This is a genomic window from Ruegeria sp. O4 (assembly GCF_056535125.1).
In genome coordinates this window covers 59,836-86,229 of record NZ_JBQERO010000005.1, presented here as the reverse complement: position 1 = coordinate 86,229, position 26,394 = coordinate 59,836, and the positions used below count along the sequence as shown (strand labels likewise).

24 protein-coding genes and 2 tRNA genes are annotated in these 26,394 nt (G+C 57.5%); 19 read left to right on the top strand and 7 right to left on the bottom strand.

Annotation, left to right across the window (positions count from 1 at the left end; translation table 11 throughout):
• Positions 1–206: 206 nt before the first annotated feature.
• A complete protein-coding gene (locus tag ACR0J7_RS08635; protein ID WP_480486077.1) occupies positions 207–1,226 on the top strand; it encodes a helix-turn-helix domain-containing protein in 1,020 nt (339 codons plus the stop codon).
• Between the two features lie 178 nt (positions 1,227–1,404).
• Here ACR0J7_RS08635 and rpoD read toward each other — a convergent pair whose 3' ends face one another.
• The 4 genes from rpoD to ACR0J7_RS08615 form a co-directional block, all read right to left on the bottom strand.
• The gene (gene rpoD / locus ACR0J7_RS08630) at positions 1,405–3,387 is read right to left on the bottom strand and encodes an RNA polymerase sigma factor RpoD (protein WP_209504318.1); all 1,983 of its coding nucleotides are present in this window, start codon (positions 3,385–3,387) and stop codon (positions 1,405–1,407) included.
• Positions 3,388–3,501: 114 nt separating this feature from the next.
• Positions 3,502–5,451: a DNA primase gene (gene dnaG / locus ACR0J7_RS08625; RefSeq protein WP_480481583.1), complete on the bottom strand. Its 1,950-nt coding sequence runs from the start codon at positions 5,449–5,451 to the stop codon at positions 3,502–3,504.
• 80 nt (positions 5,452–5,531) lie between these two features.
• Entirely contained in the window at positions 5,532–5,828 is a 297-nt protein-coding gene (locus tag ACR0J7_RS08620; protein WP_267366003.1) for a hypothetical protein, read from the bottom strand.
• A gap of 119 nt (positions 5,829–5,947) precedes the next feature.
• Entirely contained in the window at positions 5,948–7,378 is a 1,431-nt protein-coding gene (locus ACR0J7_RS08615) for a Glu/Leu/Phe/Val family dehydrogenase (protein WP_480913897.1), read from the bottom strand.
• A 335-nt stretch (positions 7,379–7,713) separates the two neighbouring features.
• Between ACR0J7_RS08615 and ACR0J7_RS08610 the strand changes: the two genes are divergently transcribed.
• From ACR0J7_RS08610 to ACR0J7_RS08600, 3 genes are read left to right on the top strand one after another with little or no spacing between them, the layout of a single operon-like run.
• A complete protein-coding gene (locus tag ACR0J7_RS08610) occupies positions 7,714–9,351 on the top strand; it encodes a pilus assembly protein TadG-related protein (protein WP_480481587.1) in 1,638 nt (545 codons plus the stop codon).
• Entirely contained in the window at positions 9,348–9,878 is a 531-nt protein-coding gene (locus tag ACR0J7_RS08605) for a TadE/TadG family type IV pilus assembly protein (protein ID WP_480773555.1), read from the top strand. Before ACR0J7_RS08610 ends, ACR0J7_RS08605 begins: the two co-directional genes overlap by 4 nt.
• Positions 9,879–9,882: 4 nt before the next feature.
• Complete coding sequence (locus tag ACR0J7_RS08600; RefSeq protein WP_480773554.1) at positions 9,883–10,479, top strand: TadE/TadG family type IV pilus assembly protein; 597 nt, start codon at positions 9,883–9,885, stop codon at positions 10,477–10,479.
• Here the strand turns inward: ACR0J7_RS08600 and ACR0J7_RS08595 are convergent.
• Positions 10,441–10,920 carry a hypothetical protein gene (locus ACR0J7_RS08595; protein ID WP_480773553.1) on the bottom strand — a complete coding sequence of 160 codons (480 nt, stop codon included), beginning with the start codon at positions 10,918–10,920 and terminating at the stop codon, positions 10,441–10,443. The two genes, ACR0J7_RS08600 and ACR0J7_RS08595, sit on opposite strands and share 39 nt — an antisense overlap.
• Before the next feature lie 157 nt (positions 10,921–11,077).
• Here ACR0J7_RS08595 and ACR0J7_RS08590 point away from each other — a divergent pair, with 157 nt between their 5' ends.
• Entirely contained in the window at positions 11,078–11,989 is a 912-nt protein-coding gene (locus tag ACR0J7_RS08590; RefSeq protein WP_480773552.1) for a pirin family protein, read from the top strand.
• Between the two features lie 21 nt (positions 11,990–12,010).
• On the opposite strand, the gene ACR0J7_RS08585 is transcribed toward ACR0J7_RS08590, so the two are convergent.
• Positions 12,011–12,598, bottom strand: coding sequence for a TetR/AcrR family transcriptional regulator (locus ACR0J7_RS08585; RefSeq protein WP_267366137.1), 588 nt, complete (start codon positions 12,596–12,598; stop codon positions 12,011–12,013).
• 48 nt (positions 12,599–12,646) lie between these two features.
• On the opposite strand from ACR0J7_RS08585, the gene ACR0J7_RS08580 reads away from it, so the two are divergent.
• The 6 genes from ACR0J7_RS08580 to ACR0J7_RS08555 all read left to right on the top strand — a co-directional run bounded on the left by ACR0J7_RS08580 (position 12,647) and on the right by ACR0J7_RS08555 (position 17,525).
• The gene (locus ACR0J7_RS08580; RefSeq protein ID WP_480528486.1) at positions 12,647–12,949 is read left to right on the top strand and encodes a hypothetical protein; all 303 of its coding nucleotides are present in this window, start codon (positions 12,647–12,649) and stop codon (positions 12,947–12,949) included.
• A gap of 126 nt (positions 12,950–13,075) precedes the next feature.
• Positions 13,076–14,362: a homoserine dehydrogenase gene (locus ACR0J7_RS08575; RefSeq protein ID WP_480773551.1), complete on the top strand. Its 1,287-nt coding sequence runs from the start codon at positions 13,076–13,078 to the stop codon at positions 14,360–14,362.
• Between the two features lie 69 nt (positions 14,363–14,431).
• Complete coding sequence (gene glpX / locus ACR0J7_RS08570) at positions 14,432–15,415, top strand: class II fructose-bisphosphatase (protein WP_480773550.1); 984 nt, start codon at positions 14,432–14,434, stop codon at positions 15,413–15,415.
• A gap of 93 nt (positions 15,416–15,508) precedes the next feature.
• The gene (recJ, locus tag ACR0J7_RS08565) at positions 15,509–17,251 is read left to right on the top strand and encodes a single-stranded-DNA-specific exonuclease RecJ (protein WP_480899561.1); all 1,743 of its coding nucleotides are present in this window, start codon (positions 15,509–15,511) and stop codon (positions 17,249–17,251) included.
• Between the two features lie 98 nt (positions 17,252–17,349).
• A tRNA-Glu gene (locus ACR0J7_RS08560) sits at positions 17,350–17,424 on the top strand.
• Positions 17,425–17,450: 26 nt separating this feature from the next.
• Positions 17,451–17,525 (top strand) — tRNA-Glu (locus ACR0J7_RS08555).
• A 65-nt stretch (positions 17,526–17,590) separates the two neighbouring features.
• On the opposite strand, the gene ACR0J7_RS08550 is transcribed toward ACR0J7_RS08555, so the two are convergent.
• Complete coding sequence (locus ACR0J7_RS08550) at positions 17,591–18,373, bottom strand: DeoR/GlpR family DNA-binding transcription regulator (protein WP_480773548.1); 783 nt, start codon at positions 18,371–18,373, stop codon at positions 17,591–17,593.
• Between the two features lie 474 nt (positions 18,374–18,847).
• On the opposite strand from ACR0J7_RS08550, the gene ACR0J7_RS08545 reads away from it, so the two are divergent.
• From ACR0J7_RS08545 to ACR0J7_RS08510, 8 genes are all read left to right on the top strand, one after another.
• Positions 18,848–20,587, top strand: a complete 1,740-nt coding sequence (locus tag ACR0J7_RS08545) for an ABC transporter substrate-binding protein (RefSeq protein WP_209504332.1) — start codon at positions 18,848–18,850, stop codon at positions 20,585–20,587.
• Between the two features lie 62 nt (positions 20,588–20,649).
• The gene (locus ACR0J7_RS08540) at positions 20,650–21,699 is read left to right on the top strand and encodes an ABC transporter ATP-binding protein (protein WP_209595796.1); all 1,050 of its coding nucleotides are present in this window, start codon (positions 20,650–20,652) and stop codon (positions 21,697–21,699) included.
• Position 21,700: 1 nt separating this feature from the next.
• Entirely contained in the window at positions 21,701–22,777 is a 1,077-nt protein-coding gene (locus tag ACR0J7_RS08535; RefSeq protein WP_480913893.1) for an ABC transporter ATP-binding protein, read from the top strand.
• A complete protein-coding gene (locus ACR0J7_RS08530) occupies positions 22,774–23,637 on the top strand; it encodes a carbohydrate ABC transporter permease (protein ID WP_209595792.1) in 864 nt (287 codons plus the stop codon). The genes ACR0J7_RS08535 and ACR0J7_RS08530 overlap by 4 nt, the downstream gene beginning before the upstream one ends.
• Positions 23,634–24,431: a carbohydrate ABC transporter permease gene (locus tag ACR0J7_RS08525; protein ID WP_155139158.1), complete on the top strand. Its 798-nt coding sequence runs from the start codon at positions 23,634–23,636 to the stop codon at positions 24,429–24,431. The genes ACR0J7_RS08530 and ACR0J7_RS08525 overlap by 4 nt, the downstream gene beginning before the upstream one ends.
• An 8-nt stretch (positions 24,432–24,439) precedes the next feature.
• The gene (locus ACR0J7_RS08520) at positions 24,440–24,844 is read left to right on the top strand and encodes a DUF2160 domain-containing protein (RefSeq protein ID WP_480486089.1); all 405 of its coding nucleotides are present in this window, start codon (positions 24,440–24,442) and stop codon (positions 24,842–24,844) included.
• Positions 24,845–24,909: 65 nt separating this feature from the next.
• Positions 24,910–25,305: a BlaI/MecI/CopY family transcriptional regulator gene (locus tag ACR0J7_RS08515; protein ID WP_209504337.1), complete on the top strand. Its 396-nt coding sequence runs from the start codon at positions 24,910–24,912 to the stop codon at positions 25,303–25,305.
• Positions 25,292–26,389 (top strand): M56 family metallopeptidase, encoded by a 1,098-nt coding sequence (locus tag ACR0J7_RS08510; protein ID WP_480870345.1) that lies wholly within the window; start codon positions 25,292–25,294, stop codon positions 26,387–26,389. The genes ACR0J7_RS08515 and ACR0J7_RS08510 overlap by 14 nt, the downstream gene beginning before the upstream one ends.
• The last annotated feature ends 5 nt before the right edge of the window (positions 26,390–26,394 follow it).

Genomic DNA, 26,394 nt, shown 5'->3' with positions numbered 1-26,394 from the left:
ATCCCCATAAAGGTCTGGACCCGGCAACACCACTGAATTGGTTCGTTGCACATGGCGATGCTTGTCCATACCGGTCAAAAAATTTCGAGAAACTGCCACCGACGGCTTGTTTCTGTGTGAAATCCACTTGTCAGCACCGTCGATCCTGAAAGACAATTCCGCAATAGTTTGTGTATGTAATTGAAAATTTGAGGTACTGTTTCGCGATGGATGTCGATATCGGCCGACTTCATCTGTTTGTTCAGGCGCTGGACCGCTATTCCGGAAATGGCGACATGTCCTGCGATGTCCTGAAAATGGCAGGGCTGCGCCCTCAGGATATCGCGCCGCCGGTGACCACCTACAGCGTACAAAGCGAGGCTTTGTTTATCCGTTATGCATGTGACGCCACCCATGACATAACGTTTGCGGCCCGCACGGGTCTTGAGGTTACATCAGCCTCGACCGTGACCGCCTATATCAGCAAGTATTCCCGCGACCTGAAACAGGTGATGGAGAACCTCTCGCGCTTTCACGGTATCATCGACCCTGCCATCGCGCTTAACCTGCGCGTCGCGGATAACTTTGCGACCTTGGAAGCCGAGTGGAAAGACCCCGGATTTGCGCGGTATCACAGACGCACCGAATTCCTGATATTTGCTGCCCTGGCCAGAATGCGGAACCTGACGCAAGTCGATCTTTATCCGATAGAAATTCGGTTTCAGCACAGGGTCGGTGACCACGCCCGAAGATTTGAAAAGCTTGCCGGTTTTCCCGTGACCTTTGGGGCTGAGAACCTCGAGATTATCCTGCCTCTTTCAGCGCTGGACCTGCCTGTACCGACTTATGACCCCCAACTCAGAGAGCACTTGCTGGAATATGCAGATCGCCTGCTTTCTGAGAGAGGCGCGCCCAAACATCTGACCCGTGCCAAGGTCGAAGGGCTGGTTACCCGATCCCTGCCCGGCGCAATCCCGCAGGCCGAAAGCCTCGCGGCTGATCTGGGGATGAGCCTTAGAACCTTCAGTCGGCGCCTCAGGGACGAAGGCACCAGCTATCGCGATGTTGTCGACGATCTGCGGTGCGACCTGGCGCAGACCTTTATCAAGAATGAAATGCCCTTGTCCGAAATCGCCTATTCGCTGGGCTATGCCGATCAGGCCGCATTTTCGACCGCTTTCAAACGTTGGACAGGCCAGCCGCCCAGCGCGTTCAAGACGCGAACAGAACACCCGATACGGACGTGAGACCGGGGGTCATCAGCTTGAAAAACCTCGCCCCGGCCCGTCCCATGAGTGGACAGAACGGATATAGAAGGACAGAAGGTCCAGCCCTTGTGCGTTCCCGCCAATGTGATGGGAGAACAGGCCATCGTGAAGAGTGTCCGGAATAAAAAAAGGCGCCTCGGGAGAGGCGCCTTGATACTTACTGATCCAGGAAGGACCGAAGTTTTCGGGATCGGCTGGGGTGCTTCAGCTTCCGCAGCGCCTTCGCTTCGATCTGGCGGATACGTTCGCGGGTCACGCTGAACTGCTGACCCACCTCTTCAAGCGTGTGGTCGGTGTTCATACCGATGCCGAAACGCATCCGCAGCACACGTTCTTCACGCGGGGTGAGTGAGGCCAGGACCCGTGTCGTGGTTTCCTTGAGGTTCTCCTGAATGGCGCTGTCCAGCGGCAGCACAGCATTCTTGTCCTCGATGAAATCACCCAGCTGGCTGTCTTCTTCGTCACCAATCGGAGTTTCCAGCGAAATCGGCTCTTTGGCGATCTTCATCACCTTGCGAACCTTCTCAAGCGGCATTTGCAGCTTTTCGGCCAGTTCTTCTGGCGTCGGCTCGCGGCCGATCTCGTGCAGCATCTGGCGGCCGGTCCGGACCAGCTTGTTGATCGTTTCGATCATATGAACCGGAATACGGATCGTGCGTGCCTGATCCGCGATTGAACGCGTAATAGCCTGACGAATCCACCACGTTGCATAGGTCGAGAACTTATAGCCGCGACGGTATTCGAACTTGTCTACCGCCTTCATCAGGCCAATGTTACCTTCTTGAATAAGATCAAGGAATTGCAGGCCGCGGTTCGTGTATTTCTTGGCGATCGAGATCACCAGACGCAGGTTGGCTTCGACCATTTCCTTCTTGGCCTGCCGCGCCTCTTTTTCGCCCTTCTGGACCTGCTGAACGATGCGGCGGAATTCGCTGATGTCCAGACCTACATATTGGCCGACCTGAGCCATGTCGTTGCGCAGCTCTTCGACCTTCGCGGTCGAGCGTTCGATGAACATCTGCCAGCCCCGGCCCGGCTTTTCCGCCATTTCGGCCAGCCAGTTGGGGTCCAGTTCACGCCCGCGGTATTCGTCGATAAACTCGCGACGGTTTATCCGTGCCTGATCGGCCAGCTTCACCATCGAACTGTCCAGCGACATGACGCGACGGTTGATACCGTAAAGTTGGTCGATCAGCGCTTCGATCCGGTTGTTGTGCAGGTGAAGACCATTCACCAATTGCACAATCTCGGCCCGCAACTTCTGATAGGTCTCTTCGTCTTTTTCGCTGAACGTGCCATCCTCGTTCAAGGTGGCCGAAATGCGGCTGTCCTGCATTTCGGACAGCATCGCGAAATCGGTTGAGATCCGCTCCAGCGTGGTCAGAACCTGATCCTTCAATGCAGCTTCCATCGCGGCCAGCGACATGTTGGCCTGATCGTCTTCGTCATCGTCGTCGTCGCTGGTGATCGGGTTGCCATCGGCATCCAGTTCCGGCCCGGCCTCTTTCGCGGGTTTCGCAGCCTGCACCGCCGACGCGTCAACAACTGGCGCGTCCCCATCTTCGTCCAGTTGGTTGCCGAATGTGGTTTCCAGATCGATGACATCCCGCAGCAGAATATCCTCGGACAGCAATTCGTCGTGCCAGATGGTGATTGCCTGAAAGGTCAGTGGGCTTTCGCACAGGCCCGCAATCATGGTATTGCGCCCTGCTTCGATCCGCTTGGCGATGGCAATCTCGCCCTCACGGCTCAGCAGTTCAACCGAACCCATCTCGCGCAGATACATGCGAACGGGATCGTCGGTGCGGTCCAGCTTTTCAGTGGCGGCCCCGGCCAACGCAACCTCGCGGTTGCTTTCGGTGGTCGTCAGTTCGGTCGAGCCCTTGTTCTCTTCCTCTTCGGCCTCTTCATCTTCGATGATGTTGATGCCCATCTCGGAGAGCATAGACATAACGTCTTCGATCTGTTCCGAGCTGACCTGATCGGGCGGCAAAACCTGATTGAGCTGATCGTAGGTGATGTAACCTTTCTCGCGGGCCTCGGCGATCATCTTCTTGACGTTGGCCTGGCTCATGTCCAGCGAGATTTCCTGGTCCTGCTCGTCGGATTTGCGATCTTCGGTCGTGTCTTTGGCGGCCATTCAATGCTCCTGCAGGGATGGGTGATTCGATTGAACCGAATCATTAGCGCGTAGAAGTGATTCGGCCACCCGTTTACCCGTTTTTCTTTTCCAGTGCCTTACGAAAACACCATTTTACCGGCGTTTCCGCTCGAATTTGATGCCGGACATGATTGCCTCGAACGCGTCTTTCTCGTCGCGGTTGATTCGCGCCCCGTTGTCGGCGATGTCGAATATGGCCCTGTCTTCATTCTGGCTTCGGTTTGTCCGGTTGCGTTCTTCTGCCGCTTGCGCCAGCCGATATGTCAGCGCCTCATCGGCCAGATCGGACAACTCCTCTGCGGCTTCGGCAATCTCAGCATCCAACCCCCGGAGCGCTTTGATTTTCGCGAGTTCTTCGGCCAGAGTCATCTCGGCCTTTTCAACGTCGCCCGGTTTGAACACACAGGGGATTACGGCGACATGGCGAAGGGCCAGCAGGTTTTCAAGGGCCTCAGGCCCTAAAGTTTCGGCAATGTGGTCCTTCAGATTGTCCGGGTCATCGATCGCGTGGCGCAGAATTGCAGTTCGCAATGCGGCGTGATCAACATCGCGGCATTCCATCTCTTCCAGTTGGTGTTCGAACTGCACGACGACTTGGGGGTTAAGCGCGGCAATAGCCAGAATGGCCGCTTCGCGCAGTTGAATCTCGGCATTCTCGGACGAGGCCAGAAACGAGGACCGCGCGCCGGGCGTGGCGGGTTGTTTTGGCGGCACCCATTTGCCGCGCGGTTGCCATTGCCGGGATTGCGGCTGCCGTTGCGGACGGAACAACTGCCAGCGCAGGTCCTTGATTTCTTGCCCATAATGCGCCCGTATCGATGGGTCGCGGATCAGCTTGATTTTCTCGCGCAGGGACTTGTCCAAAGCCGCCTTGCGTTCAGGACTGTCGAACACCTTGCCGTCGGTCTCGCGCTGCCACAGCAGCTTGACCATCGGAATGGCACCATCCAGCACGGCCTTCACAGCGCCTGCCCCTTCGGCGCGCAGCAGGTCGTCGGGGTCTTTGCCCTCGGGCATCAGGGCAAACCGCAGCGACTTTCCAGCTTCGAGCATCGGCAAAGCCAGATCAACCACCCGCATCGCAGCGCGCAGACCTGCTGTGTCGCCGTCCAGCGCAATGATCGGCTCGTCCGATATCCGCCAGAGCAGTTGCAGCTGATGTTCGGTTATGGCGGTACCCAATGGGGCAACCGACGCGCCAAAGCCTGCTTCGGCCAGCGCGATCACATCCATATAACCTTCGGCCACGATCAGCGGCTGCCCCTTACCTGCCGCCTGTCGAGCCGGGCCTTGATTGTAAAGACTGCGCCCTTTGTCGAACAGCTCGGTCTCGGGCGAGTTCAGGTATTTCGCGTTGTCATTGGGGTCCATCGCCCGCCCGCCAAACGCGATGCAACGTCCGCGCGGGTCGCGGATCGGGTACATGATGCGGTTGCGGAAGGTGTCATAAGGCTTTTTGCCCTTGTTTGACGGCTTGGCCAGCCCGGCCCCAAGGATCAGGTCCTCGGCCACGTTCTTGCCGCGCAGATGGTCCCACAGCGCCTGCCAATCGTCCGGGGCAAATCCAATCTCCCACCGGTCCAGCGCTTGCGCGTTCAACCCGCGGCGCGTGAGGTAGTCTCGTGCGGCGGCTCCTGCCCCCGTCTTGAGCTGCAGGCGGAAGAACTGCGCTGCCTGCTCCATCACTTCAGCCAGCTGTGTGCGGTGGTCCTGTTTTTCCTGCGCCTTCGGATCGCGCGCAGGCATCGGCATCCCGGCTTCGCGGGCCAGAATCTCGACTGCTTCGATGAATGAGACATTCTCGGTCTCTTTCACAAAACTGATCGCGTCGCCTTTGGCGTGACAGCCAAAGCAGTAATAAAACCCCTTTTGGTCATCCACGTGGAACGAGGCCGTCTTTTCATGATGGAACGGGCAAGGCGCCCACATGTCCCCTTTGCCCTGATTGGACTTGCGCTGGTCCCACATGACTTTGCGCCCGACAACCTGAGACAGGCTGAGCCGCGTGCGCAATTCGTCCAGAAATCCGGGGGGCAATGACATCTGCTAAACCTGCCAGAAATGAAAACGCGCGCCAAGAGGAAGGCGCGCGGTTGTCCACAGGGAAATGTCCGAGTTGTGGATTATTGTTGCAGGCACAGTTCAAGCCACGCCGCGCCCAGGTCTTTCTTGCGCACGTCCCGCATCTTTTGCTCATAAACCCAAGGTGTGATCAGCGGGATTGCAGCATTGTAGTTTTCGGGCCATGTCGGGCCGCTATCCGCCACCGCTTGTACAACGTCACGTTCTTTTACACGGTCCAGTCGCGCCTTTTGAACCGCAGCCACCACATCAGCTTGGTACTTGCAGCTTTGTTCCTTGGTTTCCTGAGCGGCCAAAGGGGTGGCCAACAGAGCCGCGACAAAAGCGATACGCAACATGGAATTCTCCGGAGATTCGTTTCTTTGAAGTAGATTGCCCGTCAACCTAACGGGCTGTCATGGACATTCAAGCCGCAGCGCGTACTGGCGGGATGAAATGATCACCCCGCCCACCTAATTCACAGCCCCTTGGCGCGGTAGCTTTTCGCAACGCGGTCAATCGCCACGATATAAGCCGCCGTACGCAGGTCCTCGACATCATCACGGCCGTGCCAAACCTCACGCATCGACTGATAAGCAATACGCATTGTGTCATCGAGACCCGAGCGCACCAACTCAAGCTCATCCGCGCCTTTGAGGTACTTGGCCTTGAAGTCCGGCGACATCGACCACGCATCCCCCAGGTACCGGTCCAGCCTTTCCAGCTCGCTGACGATCAGTTCGTGACGCGACTCTTCCTGACGACGCTGCATCCGGCCAAAGCGGATATGGCTAAGGTTCTTGACCCATTCGAAATAGGATACTGTCACACCGCCTGCGTTGGCATACATGTCGGGGATGATCACTGTGCCCTTCTTACGCAGGACTTCATCCGCGCCAGCGGTTACCGGACCATTGGCAGCTTCGATAATCAGCGGTGCCTTGATCCGATCGGCGTTCGACAGGTTGATGACACCTTCCAAAGCCGCCGGGATCAGAATGTCGCATTCAGCCTCCAGCACTGCCGCGCCTTCAGCGGAATGGGTCGCATCGGGATAGTCCTTTACGCCACCGTGTTTGACAATCCACTGACGCACGGCTTCGACGTCAATCCCGTCGGGATTAAATAGCGCACCGTCCCATTCGATGATTCCGGTGATGCGCGCGCCATCTTCCTCGCTGAGGAACTTTGCAGCGTGATAACCTACATTACCAAGCCCCTGCACGATAATGCGCTTACCATCCAGTTTACCTGACAAGCCTGCTTTCTGGATGTCTTCAGGGTGGCGGAAAAACTCGCGCAACGCGTATTGAACACCGCGCCCAGTCGCTTCGACCCGCCCCGCGATACCACCGGCATTCAGCGGCTTTCCTGTCACACAGGCGCGCGCATTGATGTCCGTTGTGTTCATCCGCGCGTATTGGTCAGCCATCCAAGCCATTTCACGCTCCCCAGTGCCCATATCGGGCGCAGGCACGTTTTGCGATGGGTTTATCAGGTCTCGCTTTGCAAGCTCATACGCAAAGCGCCGCGTGATCTGTTCAAGCTCATGCTCTTCATATTCTCGTGGATCAATGCAAAGCCCACCCTTGGAGCCACCAAACGGTGTTTCGACAAGTGCGCACTTATACGTCATCAGCGCAGCCAGAGCTTCGACTTCGTCCTGGTTAACCGCAGTGGCATATCGAATACCGCCCTTGACCGGTTCCATATGCTCCGAGTGGACAGACCTGTAACCAGTGAAGGTATGGATTTCACCACGCAGCCGCACGCCAAATCGAACTGTGTAGGTTGCGTTGCAGACACGGATCTTTTGCTCCAACCCCGGCGGCAGCTCCATAAGGGCGGCTGCCCTGTTGAACATCAGGTCAACACTTTCACGAAAGCTGGGTTCTTTGATGCCGGTCATAAAATCCTCCGTAGCGGTACATGACGATGCGTCACGACGTTTTGTCGCACCACTGGCGGCCTGCTGCAATCAAACAATGCACTTTTTTTAATCATTTTATGAACGCACGCTTAGTTGCCCTAGGGTGAGTCGCTCAGATCGGCCAACTCCTTAACGAATTGTTTTCATTTCATCGACAGATCACCTGAAACGGTCCAAATTATACCCCTTCGGCGCGTAAAAAGGCCAAAACCAAGCCTTTTTCGCCCAATTCACGCCACGTTTGAAAATTAACTTTGTCCCAAATCTCTTTTTCTTTGACGCACGAATTCGACGTGTGAGGCGGAGTAACCAGAATGCTAAATTCCTTGCTTTGTAACGACGGCTCGAAACCGAAGCGCAAAACGTTCAAGTTAGAGCAGTTCGCTCGGAACGAAGATGGCGTCTTCACTATCTTCGTATTGTTCATGGTGGTCCTGATGCTGGCAATTACCGGCATGGCCATGGATGTCATGAAGTATGAGCGTGACCGCGCCAGCCTGCAATCCACCCTGGACCGCGCTGTGCTTGCTGCCGCTGACCTTGACCAGGATCTTCCTGCCAAGGCGGTTGTCGATTCTTACATGGACAAGGCCGGGCTGGGCAATCTGAACGCCATTACGACGGTTGTTGAAGGGTTCGGCTCTAAAAAAGTAAGTGCTACAGCCGAAGCGGTTGTTCCGACCCGCTATCTGAGGTTCGGCAAAGTCACTGAACTGGGCCTTGTTGCCAGCAGTGCGGCTGAAGAATCCATTGGCGCTGTAGAAATCTCGTTGGTTCTCGACATTTCCGGCTCTATGTCGCGCTCGTCTGCCACACCATCGAAGACAAAAATCGCAGTGTTGAGAGAAGCTGCGTCGGAATTTGTAAGGCTCATGCTGGACAAACCTGATGAAACACAGATTTCAATCTCGATTGTTCCTTATGCAACGCAGGTCAACGCGGGTGCGCCAATCCTGGACAAGTTCACAAATGTCACGCAGGAACACAGCTATTCGCACTGCGTAAACTTCATTCCGGAACAGTACAGCGATTCTGATCTGGAACGCGATGACACGTTGGAGCGCACCGCCCATTTCGATCCTTTCACCTATTCTGAAGGGTCAATCGACCTGCCCGTTTGTCCGGTCCGCGCAGGAAGTGCAATCACCCCTGTCACCGACAATATGAACAAACTGCTTGCTCAGATTGCGTCCCTCACCCCCGGTGGGAACACGTCGATCGATATTGGGATGAAGTGGGGAACTGCCCTGCTGGACCCGAGCATGCGCGGAATTGTTCGCGACCTGTCGCTGGAACAGGACCCATCCTATGCAGGTACAACAATTGTGCCATCAAAATTCTCGGTCCGTCCCTCGGACTATGGCACCGACGTTCTGAAGATCGCCATTGTTATGACCGATGGTCAGAACACCGATCAATACATGCTTAACCCATCGCTGCGCGAAGGTATGTCAGACGTTTGGTACAACCCGGAAGCTGATGAATACACCGTGTACCATTCTCAGGGTCGTCCGAATTTTTTCTGGCCTCAGCAAGACGTTTGGGCGGATCATCCCTACGGAAACCCGGAACCTGAGACGCAGCTGAACGAAGAACCTGGAACAGCCGTTCGGTTGTCATATCCCGAACTGTTTAACCGAGTATCTTTGGCATGGAACGCACGGTACAACTATTACTGGCAGTCCAGCGGTTGGGCGGAATGGTATTCCAAGGCCTACGCGAAAGTTGAAACGTCGGCCAAGAACCAGCGCACCAAGCACATTTGTGATGCGGCCAAGGATCAGGGCATCATCGTTTACGGTATCGCGTTCGAGGCGCCCAGAAGCGGGTACAGGACCCTCAAAGACTGTGCCAGCTCTGACAGCCACGTCTATGACGTAAGTGGCCTGAACCTTGAGAAAGCCTTTGAATCCATCGCATCGTCGATCCGCAAGCTGAGGCTAACCCAATGATCAGCAGAAAGCTGTCGATGCTCCGCCTGTTTCGACAATCCGAGGCAGGCAATGCGACAATCGAGTTCATCATGCTCGTACCCTTCTTCCTGGCGCTTCTCGTGGCAGGAGCCGAACTGTCCATCATCACAATGCGGCATGCTGCTTTGGAGCGTGGGGTAGACCTGATCGTAAGGGATATTCGGCTGGGCACCGGTACGAACTGGGATCACGACGTAATCAGAAATCGGATTTGCGAAGTGTCCGGAATCAAGGATTGTACAGGGAATTTGCGACTGCAAATGGTCAAGCAGGACGCGTTCGCTGGTATCGTACTTTCAGACAACGTTCCCTGCACGGACAGTTCCGAAGATCCCAAACCGGTTCTGGATTTCAAAAGCGGCCAATCCAACGAGTTGATGATCTTGCGGGCCTGTTTGCGCATAGATCCGGTTCTTGAGACCTCAGCCATTGCCAAGCTTGTCCCGGACGCTACCGGTCACTACGCGGTGACCGCAACAACGGCATTCGTACAGGAGCCACTGTAAGATCATGTCTGTATTCCGAAACCTGAAGAATCGCTTCAAAGTCTTCAAGAAAGACGAAAGTGGCATTCTGACCGTAGAAGCCCTCATGATTTTTCCGCTGATGTTATGGACGATCACGTTCACGTTCACAGCATTCGAGGGGTTTCGTCAAAGCGCATCCAATCTGAAGGCAGCTTATACGATCAGCGACCTGATTTCGCGTGAAACGCAGGCCGTGACCGATGTGTATATTGACTCGTTGCACGATTTGGCGGGCAAGATGATCAATAACCGGTCAGAAGTGAAAATGCGGGTTTCTCTTATCGTTTACGATGAGGACGATAAACGCCATTATGTGCGCTGGTCGACCGTACGCGGCTTTGATCAGGAATGGGATGACAACAGGATCGATGAAATCGAAGACCGCCTGCCGCCAATGCCCAATCAGGACACCGTTATTCTGGTTGAAACGTCCAATGAATACATCCCCACGTTCCGACCGGGCTGGGATTTTGCGACAGGTATCACCTTTGAGAACTTCATCTTTACCCGTCCCCGCTTTACAAACGAAGTTGCTTGTAACTTAACCCAGACCCCGTTCGTCTGCACAAATAGCGGATAGAATTTCGGACATGAACTTGGCCTCGGCGGCAGATGTCATGCCGCCCACGCCAACCCGGTGACCAACCCGCCACCACAATCCCGGAGCCCAACTGTTCGCCGCCTTGTTTCGCGTACGGACCAGAAAGCCGTTTGACGGTTTGAAGGCGAACACACCCCGATCTACCGTTTCAATGTCGGCCACTTCTGCGATGATCTGACCCGACCCCGTTCGCAACTCGGTCCGCGTCAGTTCGATCCAGTCTTCTGTGGCGCGCCAGACGCGAAGCGCCAGCCAAAGCGATGCACCGCCAACGACAAACAGAAACACCTGCCAAACCGGTTCGGGTGGCGATGCCAGCGCGACATAGGTAACCAGCGTTCCAACCGTTGTCAGCATCCCTACCCCGGTCCATCGTCTGGGGGATGAGGCCTGAATCGTTGCCAACACGTCGTCCTGCATGGAAGTCTCCTGTCTGATCCGCTTCGATCTAGCCATTTTGCGCCGGAAACAACAGAGGCTTGGCCGCAAAACAATTTCGCACAGGTCCGGTTATTTCATGCAAATTGACTGCCGTGGCGCAGAGATTACATGCTGCCCGGATGAAACGGAGGTGAACATGTCCCTTAGACCGACGTTAGAAACACGCAAAGCCATCCCCACAATGGAAGGGGCTGGTGTCAAACTTCACCGTGCATTCGGGTTTCAGGATCCGTCCGAACTGGATCCTTTTCTGCTGTTCGATGATTTCAGAAACGACCGCCCGCAGGATTACCAGGCCGGGTTTCCCTGGCACCCGCACCGGGGAATTGAAACGATCACTTACGTTCTGACCGGCACAGTCGAGCATTCGGATTCGCTGGGTAACACCGGCACGCTTGGCGCCGGTGATGTGCAATGGATGACCGCAGGATCCGGTATCTTGCATCAGGAAATGCCAAGCGGCAACATCTCGGGCCAGATGCACGGCTTCCAGTTGTGGGGCAACCTGCCCTCGGATCAGAAGATGACCGCCCCGCGCTATCAGGACGTTCAAAGCAAGGACATCCCCGAAATCACCGATGACGATGGCACCACAGTGCGGGTGATCGTAGGTGAGTTCTGGGGTAAGACCGGACCCGTTGACGGGATAGCTGCTGACCCGCAGTATCTGGATATCTCTGTCCCGGCAGGTGTGAAGAAAACCCTCCGGATCGATACGTACCGCCGTGCCTTCGCCTATGTGTTTCAGGGTCAGGCCGCCTTTGCCGATGCCTCGCAGCCGACAGGTGTGCTGTTGGAAAAGGAAATCGCCGGGCAAGAGGTCAATATCCGCGACATGTCAGGGGATCGCACGCTTGTCCGTTTTGGCACGGGCGATGAAATCACCGTTCAGGCTGGCCCCCAAGGTGTGCGGTTCCTGCTGATCTCTGGGGCTCCGATCAACGAACCCGTCGCGTGGCATGGCCCCATCGTGATGAACACGCGGGCCGAACTGGAACAGGCATTTCGCGAGCTGCGCAATGGCACGTTCATTCACCCCGCGCACTAACAGCGTGACGGTTTGACCCTGTCAGGCCGTCACGGCCTTGTGCACCATGTTCCAATAGATCTCTTCGACCTCGTCCAGTGACAGGCGACCACCCGAACGGTACCAGGTCATCACGCCGTTCAGCATGGCAATCACGGCCAGCGTTGCAATCTTCGTGTCCGAAATTGCGAATTGTCCGGCCTGCTGCCCTGAGTCAAGGATGCTTTCCAGCACGTTTTCGTATTGGCGCCGCAAGTCTTCGATTTCAGCAAAGTTTTCGGGCGAAAGATTGCGCAACTCCATATAGGCGATGAAAACTTCGTCGGGGCGTTGCAAATGGAAGCGGATGTGAAAGCCGATAAACTGGCGCAAAGCGTCTTCGGCATCGTCGCAACGGCCCATTGCATCAAGCGCCTCAAGCAGGTCCTGCATGTGTTCGCGCATCAACCGGTGCAAAAGGCTCTGTTTGTCGGGCGTATAGTTATAAAGCGCGCCTGCCTGTACGCCGACCTCTTTTGCGATCTGCCGCATCGAGACAGCGGCATACCCATAGCGGGCAAACAGGTGCAGCGCGGCCTTGCGGATTCGCGGGCCGGTTATGTCGGAATGTGAGCCTTGAGTGCGTGCCATGGGTCTACAGTATATGAACAGATGTTCATATAGAACCCCGCTTGAACGATGTCGTCAAAACGTGCATCACGATGGGGCAACAAAGACCGAAAAGCCTGCGACATGAAACTGCTGCCTGTTTTGCCCCTTATTCTATTTTGCGCCGCCTGTGCGGACATTCCCGAGTTGGAAGGCAGCGAACCGGCTGCAGTCAGATCCGCCCCCTACCCGCGCCTTATTCCGTTGCAGGAAACCTTAGGGCCACCGGTGGACCCGATCCATCAGGCAGCAGCAGTCGAAGACGATCTGACCCAACGCAGCAATGCCTTGGCCCAAAAGGCGCAGGCGCTACAAAACGCGCAAACCAACTGACGCGTCATAAATCACCCCTACTATCCCCCAGTGACGGATTGCACCCTTGGCCTGAACCCGCTAAGGCAGCGCTGATTGGACAAGCATCCGACACCAGAAAAATTCGAGCGGAAAAGGACCCACGACATGACACAGGCACTGCGGCTGGGAATTGCGGGCTTGGGAACGGTCGGCGTGGGTGTCGTCAAGATCGTCCGCCGCCATGCAGAATTGTTGCAGGCCCGCACAGGCCGTTCGATTGAAATCGTGGCTGTATCCGCGCGCGACCCGAACAAGGACCGTGGCGTGAACCTGTCGGATTATGCCTGGGAAACCGATCCGGTTGCACTGGCAAAACGCGACGACATAGACGTTTACGTCGAATTGATGGGTGGCGAGAACGGTCCTGCCAAAGCCTCGGTCGAAGCAGCATTGGCCAGTGGCAAGGATGTGGTCACCGCCAACAAGGCGTTGCTTGCCATCCACGGGCAGGAACTGGCTGAAAAGGCCGAGGCCGCCGGTCGTGTGATCCGGTTTGAGGCCGCTGTCGCTGGTGGTATCCCGGTAATCAAATCCCTGACCGAAGGTCTGGCGGGCAACGAAATCACCCGCGTGATGGGTGTCATGAACGGGACGTGCAACTACATCCTGACCCGGATGCAATCGCAGCGTCAGGGCTACAATGCCCTTTTCGATGAATGCGCCGAATTGGGATACCTTGAGGCCGACCCCAATCTGGATGTCGGAGGTATCGACGCTGCGCACAAGCTGGCTCTGCTATCCTCGATTGCGTTTGGGACCAAGCCGAATTTCGACGGGATCGAGATTGAGGGTATTCAGCAGATCAGCCTGGACGACATTGATCAGGCCGAAGACATGGGCTTTCGCATTAAACTGCTGGGCGTGGCGCAGCGCACCGCACGCGGGCTGGAGCAACGCATGCAGCCTTGCCTGGTACCCAGTGAATCGCCACTGGGCCAACTGGAAGGCGGCACCAATATGGTCGTGATCGAAGGCGACGCGGTTGAGCAGGTTGTTCTGCGCGGCCCCGGCGCAGGCGAAGGTCCGACAGCCAGCGCTGTGATGGGCGATGTCTGCGATCTGGCGCGTGGATTGCATATCCCGACCTTTGGCCGCCCAGCCACCACGCTTGAAACCGCAGTTCCCGCCGTCACCGGCCGACCTGCGCCGTATTATCTGCGGCTGGGCCTGCTGGATAAACCTGGTGCATTGGCCAAGGTTGCGGCCATTCTGGGCAATGCCGGGGTGTCAATCGACCGGATGCGCCAATATGCACATGCCGAAAGCACCGCGCCTGTGCTGATCGTCACCCATAAGACCACCCGAACGGCGCTGGACGTCGCGTTGGAGGGTTTCCGCGAAACCGATGTGGTTGCAGGCGACCCAGTTGCATTGCGGATTGAGGCGGTTTGACCTTGCGGCCTGCATGAAACGCAAGCTATGCCGGAAGACACGGCTATACTGACCAGAGGATACAGAAACATGAGTGCTGCCAAGACCGATTTCAATGACCGCCTGCTGTCTCTGGGGCTGGCCAGGGTGGCGGAACAGGCTGCACTGGCCTCGGCTTCGCTGGTAGGCCGGGGCGATGAGAAAGCCGCGGATCAGGCCGCTGTGAACGCAATGCGCGAACAGCTGAACCTACTGGATATCGCAGGTGTTGTAGTCATCGGGGAAGGCGAGCGTGACGAGGCGCCGATGCTGTATATCGGCGAAGAGGTTGGCACCGGAAATGGCCCCGGCGTGGATATCGCATTGGATCCGCTGGAAGGCACCACGCTGACCGCCAAGGATATGCCAAACGCACTGACCGTCATCGCCATGGGCCCGCGCGGCTCGATGCTGCACGCGCCGGATGTGTATATGGACAAACTGGCGGTTGGCCCAGGGCTGCCGGAAGGTGTCGTGAATCTGGACATGTCGCCACGCGAGCGTGTCGAAGCACTGGCCAAGGCCAAGGAGTGCAAGCCGGCCGACATCACCGTCTGCATTCTGGAACGCCCGCGCCACGAGGCGATGATTGCCGAAGTGCGCGAAACCGGCGCCGCGATCCGTCTGATCACTGATGGTGACGTGGCGGGTGTCATGCATTGCGCTGAAAGCGAAGTAACCGGCATCGACATGTATATGGGCCAAGGTGGCGCGCCCGAGGGTGTGCTGGCCGCCGCTGCGCTGAAATGTATGGGCGGGCAAATCTTTGGCCGCCTGTTGTTCCGTAACGATGACGAACGTGGCCGGGCCGCCAAGGCAGGCATCACCGATCTGGACCGTGTTTATGCACGCGATGAGATGGTGACGGCGGATGTGATCTTTGCCGCCACCGGCGTGACCGGTGGCTCTTTGTTGCCCCGGATCAAGCGCGAGCCCGGCTGGGTGGAAACCACGACGCTGTTGATGCGGTCCAAGACCGGGTCGGTGCGCCGCATGTCCTACCGCACGCCGACATGGCCGCATGACAACACATAACGGCTTGCGCCGTTGCCTTCGGCGAGAGTATTTCTGAAAAGGTGAAGAGGCCGGGTCCGCAAGGGTCCGGCCTTGGCGCATGAGAGGCGAGCAATGAGTTTTCTTGGAGTCGAGCAATCACTGACGGGACGGCTTTGGGTTGGACCCAGCCCGGAGATTGAGCGGGCGGCCGAGATGATGGCGCAACAAACCGACCTGCCCCGTGCCGTTTGCCAGGTTCTGGCCCGGCGCGGCGTGCCGGTATCGGAGGCGCCCGGCTTTCTTGACCCAAAGCTGAAGGAATTGCTGCCTGATCCGCGGGCCATCAAGGATATGGAAGTTGCCGCCACGCGCTTTCTGGAAGCCGTCCGCAATCGTCAGAAAATTGCGGTGTTTGCGGATTACGATGTCGATGGCGGCAGCTCTGCCGCGTTGCTGCTGGTCTGGCTGCGGCAGATGGGCGTGCAGGCGACGCTTTATGTGCCGGACCGGATCGACGAAGGGTATGGCCCCAACGTTCCCGCGATGCAGGAGCTTGCGGCTACGCATGATCTGATCATCTGCGTTGATTGCGGCACGCTCAGCCATGATCCGATTGCGGCGGCTACGGGGGCGGATGTGATCGTTCTGGACCACCATCTGGGGGGCGAGACGCTGCCCGATTGCGTCGCGGTGGTGAACCCAAACCGACAGGATGAAAGCGGCGATCTTGGTTATCTTTGCGCGGCGGGCGTTGTGTTCCTGATGCTGGTCGAGGCCGGTCGGCAGCTGCGTGACGCGGGCGCAAGGGGACCGGACCTTGTGGCCCTTCTGGATCTGGTGGCCCTGGCGACCGTTGCCGATGTGGCACCACTGATCGAGGCCAACCGCGCCCTGGTGCGACAGGGGCTGAAAGTGATGGCACAGCGGCAGCGCCCCGGCCTTGTCGCGCTGTCCGATATCTCGCGCATGGATACCGCGCCGAACTGTTATCACCTCGGGTTTCTGCTTGGGCCCCGCGTGAATGCCGGTGGACGGATCGGTCAGGCCGATCTGGGCGCGCGCTTGCTGAGCACCGATTCCCAGCAAGAGGCGCAGGCGTTGTCCGAACGTCTGGATGCCTTGAACACTGAGCGCCGTGACATTGAAAACACGGTACGTGCCGCCGCGCTGGAGCAAGCCGAGGCGCGTGGCTTGGACGCCCCTTTGGTCTGGGCAGCAGGCGAAGGCTGGCACCCCGGTGTCGTTGGTATCGTGGCCTCTCGGCTGAAGGAGACAGCCGATCGACCGGCGATTGTGATTGGCTTTGACGGGGATGAGGGCAAAGGTTCGGGCCGCTCGGTTTCCGGCGTCGATCTTGGGGCTTCGATCCAGCGTCTGGCGGCCGAAGGGTTGCTGGTCAAAGGAGGCGGTCACAAGATGGCCGCAGGTTTGACCGTCATGCGCAATCAGTTGGAACCCGCAATGGAACGCCTGAGCGAGTTGCTGGCCAGACAAGGGGCGGGCCAGGGTGGGCCTGCGGATCTGAAATTGGATGGCGCGTTGATGCCCGGCGCGGCAACCGTGGAACTGATCGAGCAGATCGAACAGGCCGGACCGTTTGGCGCCGGTGCCCCGGCCCCGCGCTATGCGTTGCCTGACCTGCAGGTTCGCTTTGCCAAGCGGGTCGGTGAATCGCATCTGAAACTGTCGCTGACCGATGGAATGGGCGGCGGGCTGGATGCGATTGCCTTTGGTGCTTTTGACGGGCCGATGGGCGAAAAACTGTCAAATCACGGCGGTGCGCGCTTTCATTTTGCGGGTCGGCTTGAGGTCAACACCTGGGGCGGGCGCCAATCTGTGCAGCTCAGGCTGGAGGACGCGGCAGAAGCCCGTTAACACGCGGCTTTGGTGTGCTAAAAAACTTTCCCGTCCCTGCGTTTTTACGCTTGCGGGGGTCACGGCGAAACCGTAAAAGGCCCTCCACAAGCCAGCGTGGCCCGTTCGTCTATCGGTTAGGACGCCAGGTTTTCAACCTGGAAAGAGGGGTTCGATTCCCCTACGGGCTGCCATTTGCGCTTGTGACCTTATACCAAGTGGCCCGTTCGTCTATCGGTTAGGACGCCAGGTTTTCAACCTGGAAAGAGGGGTTCGATTCCCCTACGGGCTGCCACTCTTCCTTAGCTTCTTCCATCCCAAAGCAGCAAGATCATCCGGGCCGCGTCTGGAATCAGCAACCTAGCTGTCATCAGCGATCTGAATTTCGATGCCCCAACGGTCAAGGAATCTGGCCACCCCACCCTTTGGCACAGCATCCGTGACCAGCGAATGCACCAGCCGAGGATCCGGCCCCACATAAGGTGCCCTTTCACCAAACTTGGAATGTGCTGCAGCCATGACAACCTGGTCCGCACACCTGACCACCACCGATGCAAGATCCGCTTCGACCGCGCTGTGGTAGAGAAACCCTTTGCTGTCGGAAATCGCGTCCGTGCTCAGGATCACGATGTCAAAGGCATAGCGTTGCAGCTGCTTGTGGGTGACGTGACCAAACGTCCCCCTTTCATCGATCTGCAACTCACCCCCCAAAAGGTGCACCCGGTTTCCGTTGACCCCGGCCAAGGTCTGAACGACACCGACGGAGTTGCTGACAACCGTGAGGTTGCTGACCTGGCGCAGCTCTTCAGCGACGAAAGCGGTTGTCGATCCCACATCCAGGAAAACGGTCATCTGATCGCGAACCAGTTTCGCGGTATGCCCGGCAATCAAACGCTTTTCATCCGCGTCTTGTGATATCCGGTGAAAGAAGTTGGGGGCACCCTGCACTCCGGCAAGGTAAGCTCCGCCATGAACGCGTTCGACCGTACCCGCCTTTGACAAGGCTTTGATCGTTCGGCGCACCGTCTCTTCGGATACGCCGAGCATATTCGCCAAATCCGAATTCCGGGCCGTTCCACCCAAACGTCTGAGGGCATCAAGCAATTCCAGCTCACGATGGGTGTTGAGGGTATTCTTCTTCACGAACCGGCTCCGGAATTTTTCTTTATATGGACACGGAATACCGTGAACGGCAAGGCAGTGCTACATCCGCATTGCCACAACTGGCCTTTTGTCGGAACGGATTGGTGCCATGTGAGCACTGAGTTTCAGCAGTAGTGATCCGGGAAGCTGGTTTGCCTGACTTCTCACGAGTGCCGGATCAGTGTCCATGCCTCTCGCAACGCGAATGCAATTCAACGCACCCTCTGTCATCTCTTGCTTGCAATGGGTCTCAGTGGAGTTCCCTATTTCCCTCGCGGAGAAATTTTGAAATTTCGATAACATAATTATATAGTTACAATCATTTACAGCGTTGGATACAAACTCAATTCATGCGGCTCCGGAGTGCCTGAACGTCAATTACTAAAAATTTAGTTTGACACATACGCAAAAAATCGCTGATGCTGTTCTGCATCCGGTTCCCGCCGGAGAACCATAATTTTTGGGAGGAGACAGATGCGGAGACATCTACTTTCCGCAGTGGCGGCGGCTGCCGTCATTGCGGGGCACGGGTCCGCTTGGGCCGACGAAGCCGCAGCACAACGTTGGATCGACGACGAATTCCAGCCATCGACCTTGTCGAAGGACGAACAGATGGCCGAGATGCAATGGTTTATCCAAGCTGCACAGCCCTACGCTGGCATGGAAATCAACGTCCTGTCCGAAGGTATTCCGACGCATTCCTACGAGTCGGAGGTTCTGACCAAGGCGTTTGAAGAAATCACCGGCATCAAGGTCAATCACCAGATCCTTGGCGAAGGCGAAGTGGTCCAGGCTGTTCAGACCCAGATGCAGACAGGTCGGAACCTGTATGACGGCTATGTCAACGACAGTGACCTGATTGGTACCCACTCGCGTCTGCAACTGGCATATCCGCTGACCGACATGATGGGCGGTGACTGGGCGGCGACAACCTCGCCGACAATCGATCTGGATGACTTCATGGGCATTCAGTTCACCACCGGGCCGGACGGCAAGCTGTATCAGTTGCCCGACCAGCAGTTTGCGAACCTCTACTGGTTCCGCAAGGACTGGTTCGATGACGAAGCCAACAAGGCCGCGTTCAAAGAAAAATACGGCTATGATCTGGGCGTTCCGGTCAACTGGTCGGCCTATGAAGACATCGCCGAGTTCTTCACCAATGACGTGAAAGAAGTCGACGGCGTGGCGATCTACGGCCACATGGATTACGGCAAGCGCGCGCCTGACCTTGGCTGGCGCATGACTGACGCCTGGCTTTCGATGGCCGGTGCCGGTGACAAGGGCGAGCCGAACGGTATTCCGGTTGACGAATGGGGCATCCGCATGGAAGCGGGCACCTGTAACCCGGTCGGCGCCTCGGTGTCGCGCGGTGGTGCTGCAAACGGTCCGGCTGCAGTCTATGCGATCCGCAAATGGGATGAATGGCTGCGGGCCTATGCGCCTCCGGGTGCGGCGTCTTACGACTTCTACCAGTCGCTGCCCGCACTTAGCCAAGGCAACGTGGCCCAGCAGATTTTCTGGTACACCGCCTTTACCGCCGACATGGTGAAGCCGAAGTCCGAAGGCAACAACACCGTGGATGACGAAGGCACGCCGCTGTGGCGGATGGCGCCCAGCCCGCACGGCCCCTACTGGGAAGAAGGCCAGAAGGTTGGCTATCAGGACGTGGGTTCGTGGACGTTCCTGAAATCGACCCCCTCGGATCGTGCGCAGGCAGCCTGGCTCTATGCTCAGTTCGTGACCTCCAAGACTGTCGATGTGAAGAAGTCCCATGTGGGTCTGACCTTCATCCGCGACAGCTCGGTCAACCACGAGTCGTTCACCGAACGCGCGCCCAAGCTGGGTGGTCTGGTCGAGTTCTACCGCTCGCCTGACCGCGTGGCATGGTCGCCGACCGGCATCAACGTGCCGGACTATCCGAAGCTGGCCCAGATCTGGTGGCAGCAGATCGGTGACGTGAACTCGGGTGCCTTTACACCGCAAGAGGCGATGGATCGTCTGGCCGAAGAGATGGACATCACCATGGCACGTATGCAGGCCGCGGATGAAAGCGCCGGTGTCTACGGCGGCTGCGGTCCACGCCTGAACGAGCCGCAGGACCCATCTTTCTGGCTGGAAAAAGCGGGTTCGCCCAAGGCCAAGCTGGAGAACGAAAAGCCGCAGGGCCAGACCGTCAACTATGACGAACTGGTTAAGCGCTGGCAATCCCAGTAAAAGCAACATCGTAGGCCGGGCTTAAGCCCGGCCTACCCCTGAATGCCCCGCGAGTTTCCCAGATGATTGAACTTCAAGACGCGACCAAACGGGTCGGCAACGTCATCCATATCAAGCCAACCAACCTGACGCTGCAAACCGGCCATTTCAACGTGCTATTGGGCGCGACAGGTTCCGGAAAAACGTCACTGATCAAAATGATGGCCGGGTTGGACCCGATCGCCTCAGGCAAGGTCCTGATGGACGGGCAGGACGTGACACGGTTGAACACGCAAAAGCGGCAGATCAGCCTGGTGCACCAGTTCTTCGTGAACTACCCGCATATGACTGTATTCGACAATATCGCCTCGCCCCTGCGCGTGGCTGGCATGGCTAAATCGGAGATCGATGGCCGCGTGGAAGAGGCCGCCGATCTGTTGCAACTGCGCCCCATGCTGCACCGCCGCCCACACGAGCTGTCGGGCGGGCAACAACAACGAACCGCGCTGGCGCGTGCCATCGCAAAAGAAAGCCGCGCCGTCTTCCTGGATGAGCCGCTGGCGAACCTTGATTATAAACTGCGCGAAGAGTTGCGCGAACAACTGCCCGATCTGTTCGCTGGTCGCGGGGCCGTCGTTGTCTACGCCACCTCGGAACCTGAAGAGGCATTGCTGCTGGGAGGCTACACCGCGCTGATGGAAGACGGCCGCGTGACCCAGTTCGGCCCAACCACCGAAATCTATCGCAATCCGGAAAACATCGCCGCGGCGCGTGTATTCTCGGACCCGCCTATCAATGTGGCCCGTATTACTGTTTCCAGCGCCCGGGCGCAATTGGCAGGCAATGTCGGCTGGGCAGCCTCGGGCATGGCCGACGGGGAATATATGATCGCCGTTCGCCCTCATCGCGTGACGCCATTCCGTACGTCTGACGCCGATGTCGAACTGACCGGACGTGTGATCGTGACCGAACTGTCAGGTTCGGATTCCAGCGCGCATTTCCAGCATGGTGACGAAGCCTGGGTTTCACTCGCCGCTGGCGTGCATCCTTATCAGGTCGGCGAAGATCACAGTTTCTACATGAACCCGGCGCATTGCCGGTACTTCAGCCAAGACGGCAAAAGGGTGGCCTGACATGGCACAGATCAAGCTTTCAAACCTTCGACACAGCTATATGCCATCGCCAAAAGGCCCCGAGGACTATGCCCTGAAGGAAATCGACGTGACATGGCGCGATGGCGGGGCCTATGCGCTGTTGGGGCCGTCAGGTTGTGGCAAGTCCACGCTGCTGAACATCATATCCGGTCTTCTCACCCCCTCGGAAGGCCGGATTCTGTTCGATGATCAGGACGTCACCGCCCTGCCCCCGGACCAACGCAACATCGCGCAGGTCTTCCAGTTTCCGGTGATCTACGACACGATGACCGTGGGCGAGAATCTGGCGTTCCCGTTGAAGAACCGGGGTGTCGACGCCGAAACCATCAAGCGCCGTGTTCTGGAAATCGCCGAGATGCTGGACGTCACGGATATGCTGGACACCCGCGCATCAGGCCTGAGCCCGGACAACAAGCAGAAGATCTCGATGGGTCGCGGCCTTGTTCGCGACGACGTGAATGCAGTGATGTTCGATGAACCACTGACAGTGATCGACCCGCACCTGAAATGGAAACTGCGGTCCAAGCTGAAAGAGCTGCATCAGCGCGTGCAGGCCACAATGATCTACGTGACACACGACCAGACCGAGGCGCTGACCTTCGCCGACGAGGTGGTGGTAATGCAAGACGGTGAAGTGGTTCAGATCGGAACACCTGTCGAATTGTTTGAACGGCCCCAGCACACATTTGTCGGCCATTTCATCGGCTCGCCGGGCATGAATGTCCTTCCATGTGAAGCCAAAGGCGACCGCGCCGTTTTTGAAGGGCACGAGGTCATGCTGGAAGGTCCCACACATGGTGACGGCGGACGCACCGATCTGGGTATCCGCCCGGAATATGTAGGTTTCGGCGACACTGGCATTCCGGCGCATGTGACCAAGGTCGCCGATATCGGCCGTCATTACGTGGTTAGCGCCGTGGTCGGCAACACCGCCCTCAAGGTCGTGACCGAACACGGTGTACCGGAACCGGGATCACAGGTCTTTTTGCAATTCAAACCCGAACAATCCCGCGTCTACCGCGACGGCTGGATTGCAACTCAGGAGCGGGCGCAATGAGAACGGAAAACCAAAAGGCATGGTTCTTTGTCCTGCCCGTTCTTGCGCTGGTGGCGTTCAACGCGCTGGTGCCCATGATGACGGTGGTCAACTACTCGGTGCAGGAAACCTTCGGCAACAACCAGTTCTTCTGGGAAGGTTTGGGCTGGTTCGAACAGATCCTGCGATCCGACCGGTTTCAGGCAGCACTTGGTCGGCAATTCCTATTCACCTTCCTAATCCTGCTGATCGAGGTTCCGCTGGGCATCATCGTTGCCCTGTCTATGCCGCGCAAGGGCTTTTGGGTGCCGGTCTGTCTGGTGCTGATGGCTTTGCCGATGCTGATCCCATGGAACGTTGTGGGTTCGATGTGGAACATCTTCACTCTGCCCAAAATCGGATTGCTGGGATATTTCCTGAATGACGTGCTGGGCATCAACTATGACATGACGCAACAGCCGCTTTCGGCCTGGATCACCGTCATCGTCATGGATGTGTGGCACTGGACGTCGCTGGTCGTGCTGCTGTGCTATGCCGGCCTCGTGTCGATTCCCGACGCCTATTATCAGGCCGCCAAGATCGACGGCGCCAGCCCGTGGTCGGTGTTCCGCTATATCCAGTTGCCCAAGATGAAGACGGTTCTGACCATCGCTGTTCTGCTGCGGTTTATGGACAGCTTCAATATCTATACCGAGCCTTTTGTTCTGACCGGCGGCGGTCCCGGCAACTCGACCACCCTGCTGTCGATTGACCTTGTGAAGATCGCACTGGGACAGTTCGACCTTGGCCCGGCGGCAGCGATGAGCCTGATCTACTTCGCCATCACTCTGCTGGTGTCGTGGCTCTTCTACACTCTGATGACAAAGGACGACGCAGAATGAAAAAGCGGTCCATCATCCCGATCCTCTATATCGCGTTCCTGATGCTGCCGATCTATTGGCTGGTGGCGATGTCCTTCAAGACAACGAACGAGATCCTGTCGGGCTTTTCCCTGTTTCCCCAGACTTTTACGCTGGAAAACTATATCACCATCTTCACAGACCCAACCTGGTACTGGGGTTACATCAACTCGATTACCTATGTGACTCTGAACACAGTGCTTTCCGTCTGCGTTGCCCTGCCTGCGGCTTATGCGTTCTCACGCTATCGGTTCCTCGGTGACAAGCAGCTGTTCTTCTGGCTGTTGACCAACCGTATGGCTCCGGCGGCCGTGTTCGCCCTGCCATTCTTCCAGCTTTATTCGTCGATCCACCTTTTCGACACGTATCTGGCCGTGGCTTTGGCCCATACTCTGTTCAACGTGCCACTGGCGGTGTGGATCCTGGAAGGCTTCATGCGTGGCATCCCAAAGGAGCTGGATGAAACCGCCTATGTGGATGGATATTCGTTCCCGCGTTTCTTCGTGACGATCTTTCTGCCCAACATCAAGGCAGGTGTCGGTGTCGCGGCGTTCTTCTGCTTCATGTTCTCATGGGTAGAAATGCTGCTGGCCAAGACCCTGACCGCGGTTGAGGCCAAACCCATCGCTGCCGTGATGACCCGCACAGCATCCAGTGCCGGGTACGAATTGGGGCTGCTGGCCGCCGCGGGCACCCTGACCATCATCCCCGGTGCCATCGTCATCTGGTTTGTTCGCAACTACATCGCGCGTGGCTTCGCGATGGGACGTGTGTGAGGTTCAACATGCGAAAACTGCTTCTCACCCTGCCCTTCTTGCCCTCAGCAGCCTTTGCCCAGGCCAAGGCCGGATGGGGCAATGTCGGACAGGAGGCCGAAAAAGGGTTCTCGTGGACGGACCCCCTGTGGCCCGATTTCTGGATGGCATGGACACCTGCCACGCTGGCCGTGTTTGTCGGTATCTTCTCGGCCATAGCATGCATTGGCTTGCTGGAAGGCTTCAAATTCCGCGACGGAATTGAACGGCGCGGGGTTCTGGGGCTGACAACCACACTGGGGGATCGCCTGTTCATCACCCTTCTGGGGTCCGCATATATTTTCCTGGCGTGGCTTGGGCTGGTCGGGCAACCCGTCTGGACACCGCTGTTCCTGTCCATTGGCTGGGGCGTTTTTGTTTTCTGGAAAGTTTAGACTTTGAGAAATCGCGAAAGGATGCTTGTCTGTCAGGCATACTAACCATGACGACACCGAGACCAATGCGAAAGAAAAAGACAACAAATCTGCTGACCGAGGTCGAACTGGAGTTCATGAACGAGCTCTGGGCCCTCGGGCAAGGCTCGGTGCGTGATGTCCTGGACCGCCTGCCGTCAGAACGCAACCTGGCCTATACATCCGGGGCCACGATCCTGCGCATTCTGGACGAGAAGGGTTTTGTGGAAAGCCACAAGTCGGGAAAGACCCTGATCTATACGCCGCTTCTGGAAAAGGACAGATATCAGGCCCGTTCGCTTCAAAATCTGTCGCGCACGCTTTTCGACGACACCCCCGCCACACTGGTGGCGCGGCTGGTCGACGACGCGGGGCTGAGCGAAGCCGACCTGGAGGAAATTCGAGCACTGGTAGAGAGGAGACTGCAAAATGACAGCGGTTAGACCGGTTCTCGACGCATTCATCGAACTCAACATCGTGCTGGCCTTTTCGGCGGTGATCTGGCTGGTGACCCGCACGGCCCTAAGCCGCACCGCCCTGCGCAATGGCTATGTCGCACAGTTGCGGGCGCTCAAGACCTTGTGCATCTGTGTTCTTGCCAGTCCGTTTCTCGCGGTTTGCGTGTCGTCGCTGGCGACTTACGCTTGGCCGGGCAGTGCCGTGGCCCTTGGCGATATCGCCGTTGCAGCCTATCTGCGCGGTGACATCGCAATGCCTGCTACTCAGTTCGAAGCACTGCTGAACACCCGCGAAAGGTGGGTTGATCTGGCATTGTCCGGGCGGCAGCCCGTGATCACCCTCGTTACCGCCATACTTGCCTGTATCGCAGCCGTGTACGCCGCGCGTGCCTTGCGGGACGCAATGACGATCTGTCAGACTGTCAATTCCAGTTTTCTTTGGCGGCGGTCCGCCAAGGTGGATATTCGACTGTCCGATCGCATCACTGTGCCCTTTGCCGTGCGAGGACTTCGCCGCCGCCACGTCGTTCTGCCCAGCCATCTGCTGGACACCCCGCGCGAGTTGCGTTTTGCACTTGCCCACGAGTTTCAGCATATCCGTACGGGTGACGTCGAATGGGAACTGGGGTTTGAGCTGCTGCGTCCGCTGTTGTTCTGGAACCCCGCCTATCTGATGCTCAAGTATCAGTTCGGCCGGCTGCGCGAGTTGGCCTGCGACCAGTCGGTTGTTGCGCGCAAACGGATTGATGCGCGGGAATACACGGCGTGCCTGCTGGACTATTGCGCCCGGACAATCTCAACCAACAGCCCACGCGTTCTGAATGTTGCCTTTGTGACAGGCGGTAAGGCAAAGCGCGTATTGCGGCAACGTGTAATCGCGCTGACCGATGTTCAGCCATCGGTACCTGCCCTACCGGCAGTGTTCCTTGGAATGACGCTGATCTTTGGTGCGCTTTTGGCTCTGGGGTCGGCCTCAATCCAGCAGACACGGGATTGGAGCCATGACCGTCTGATGCTGTCGACAGTGGTCAACCTGGAACGGCTGGAAGCGCGCAATCAGGGGAACTGACCTGA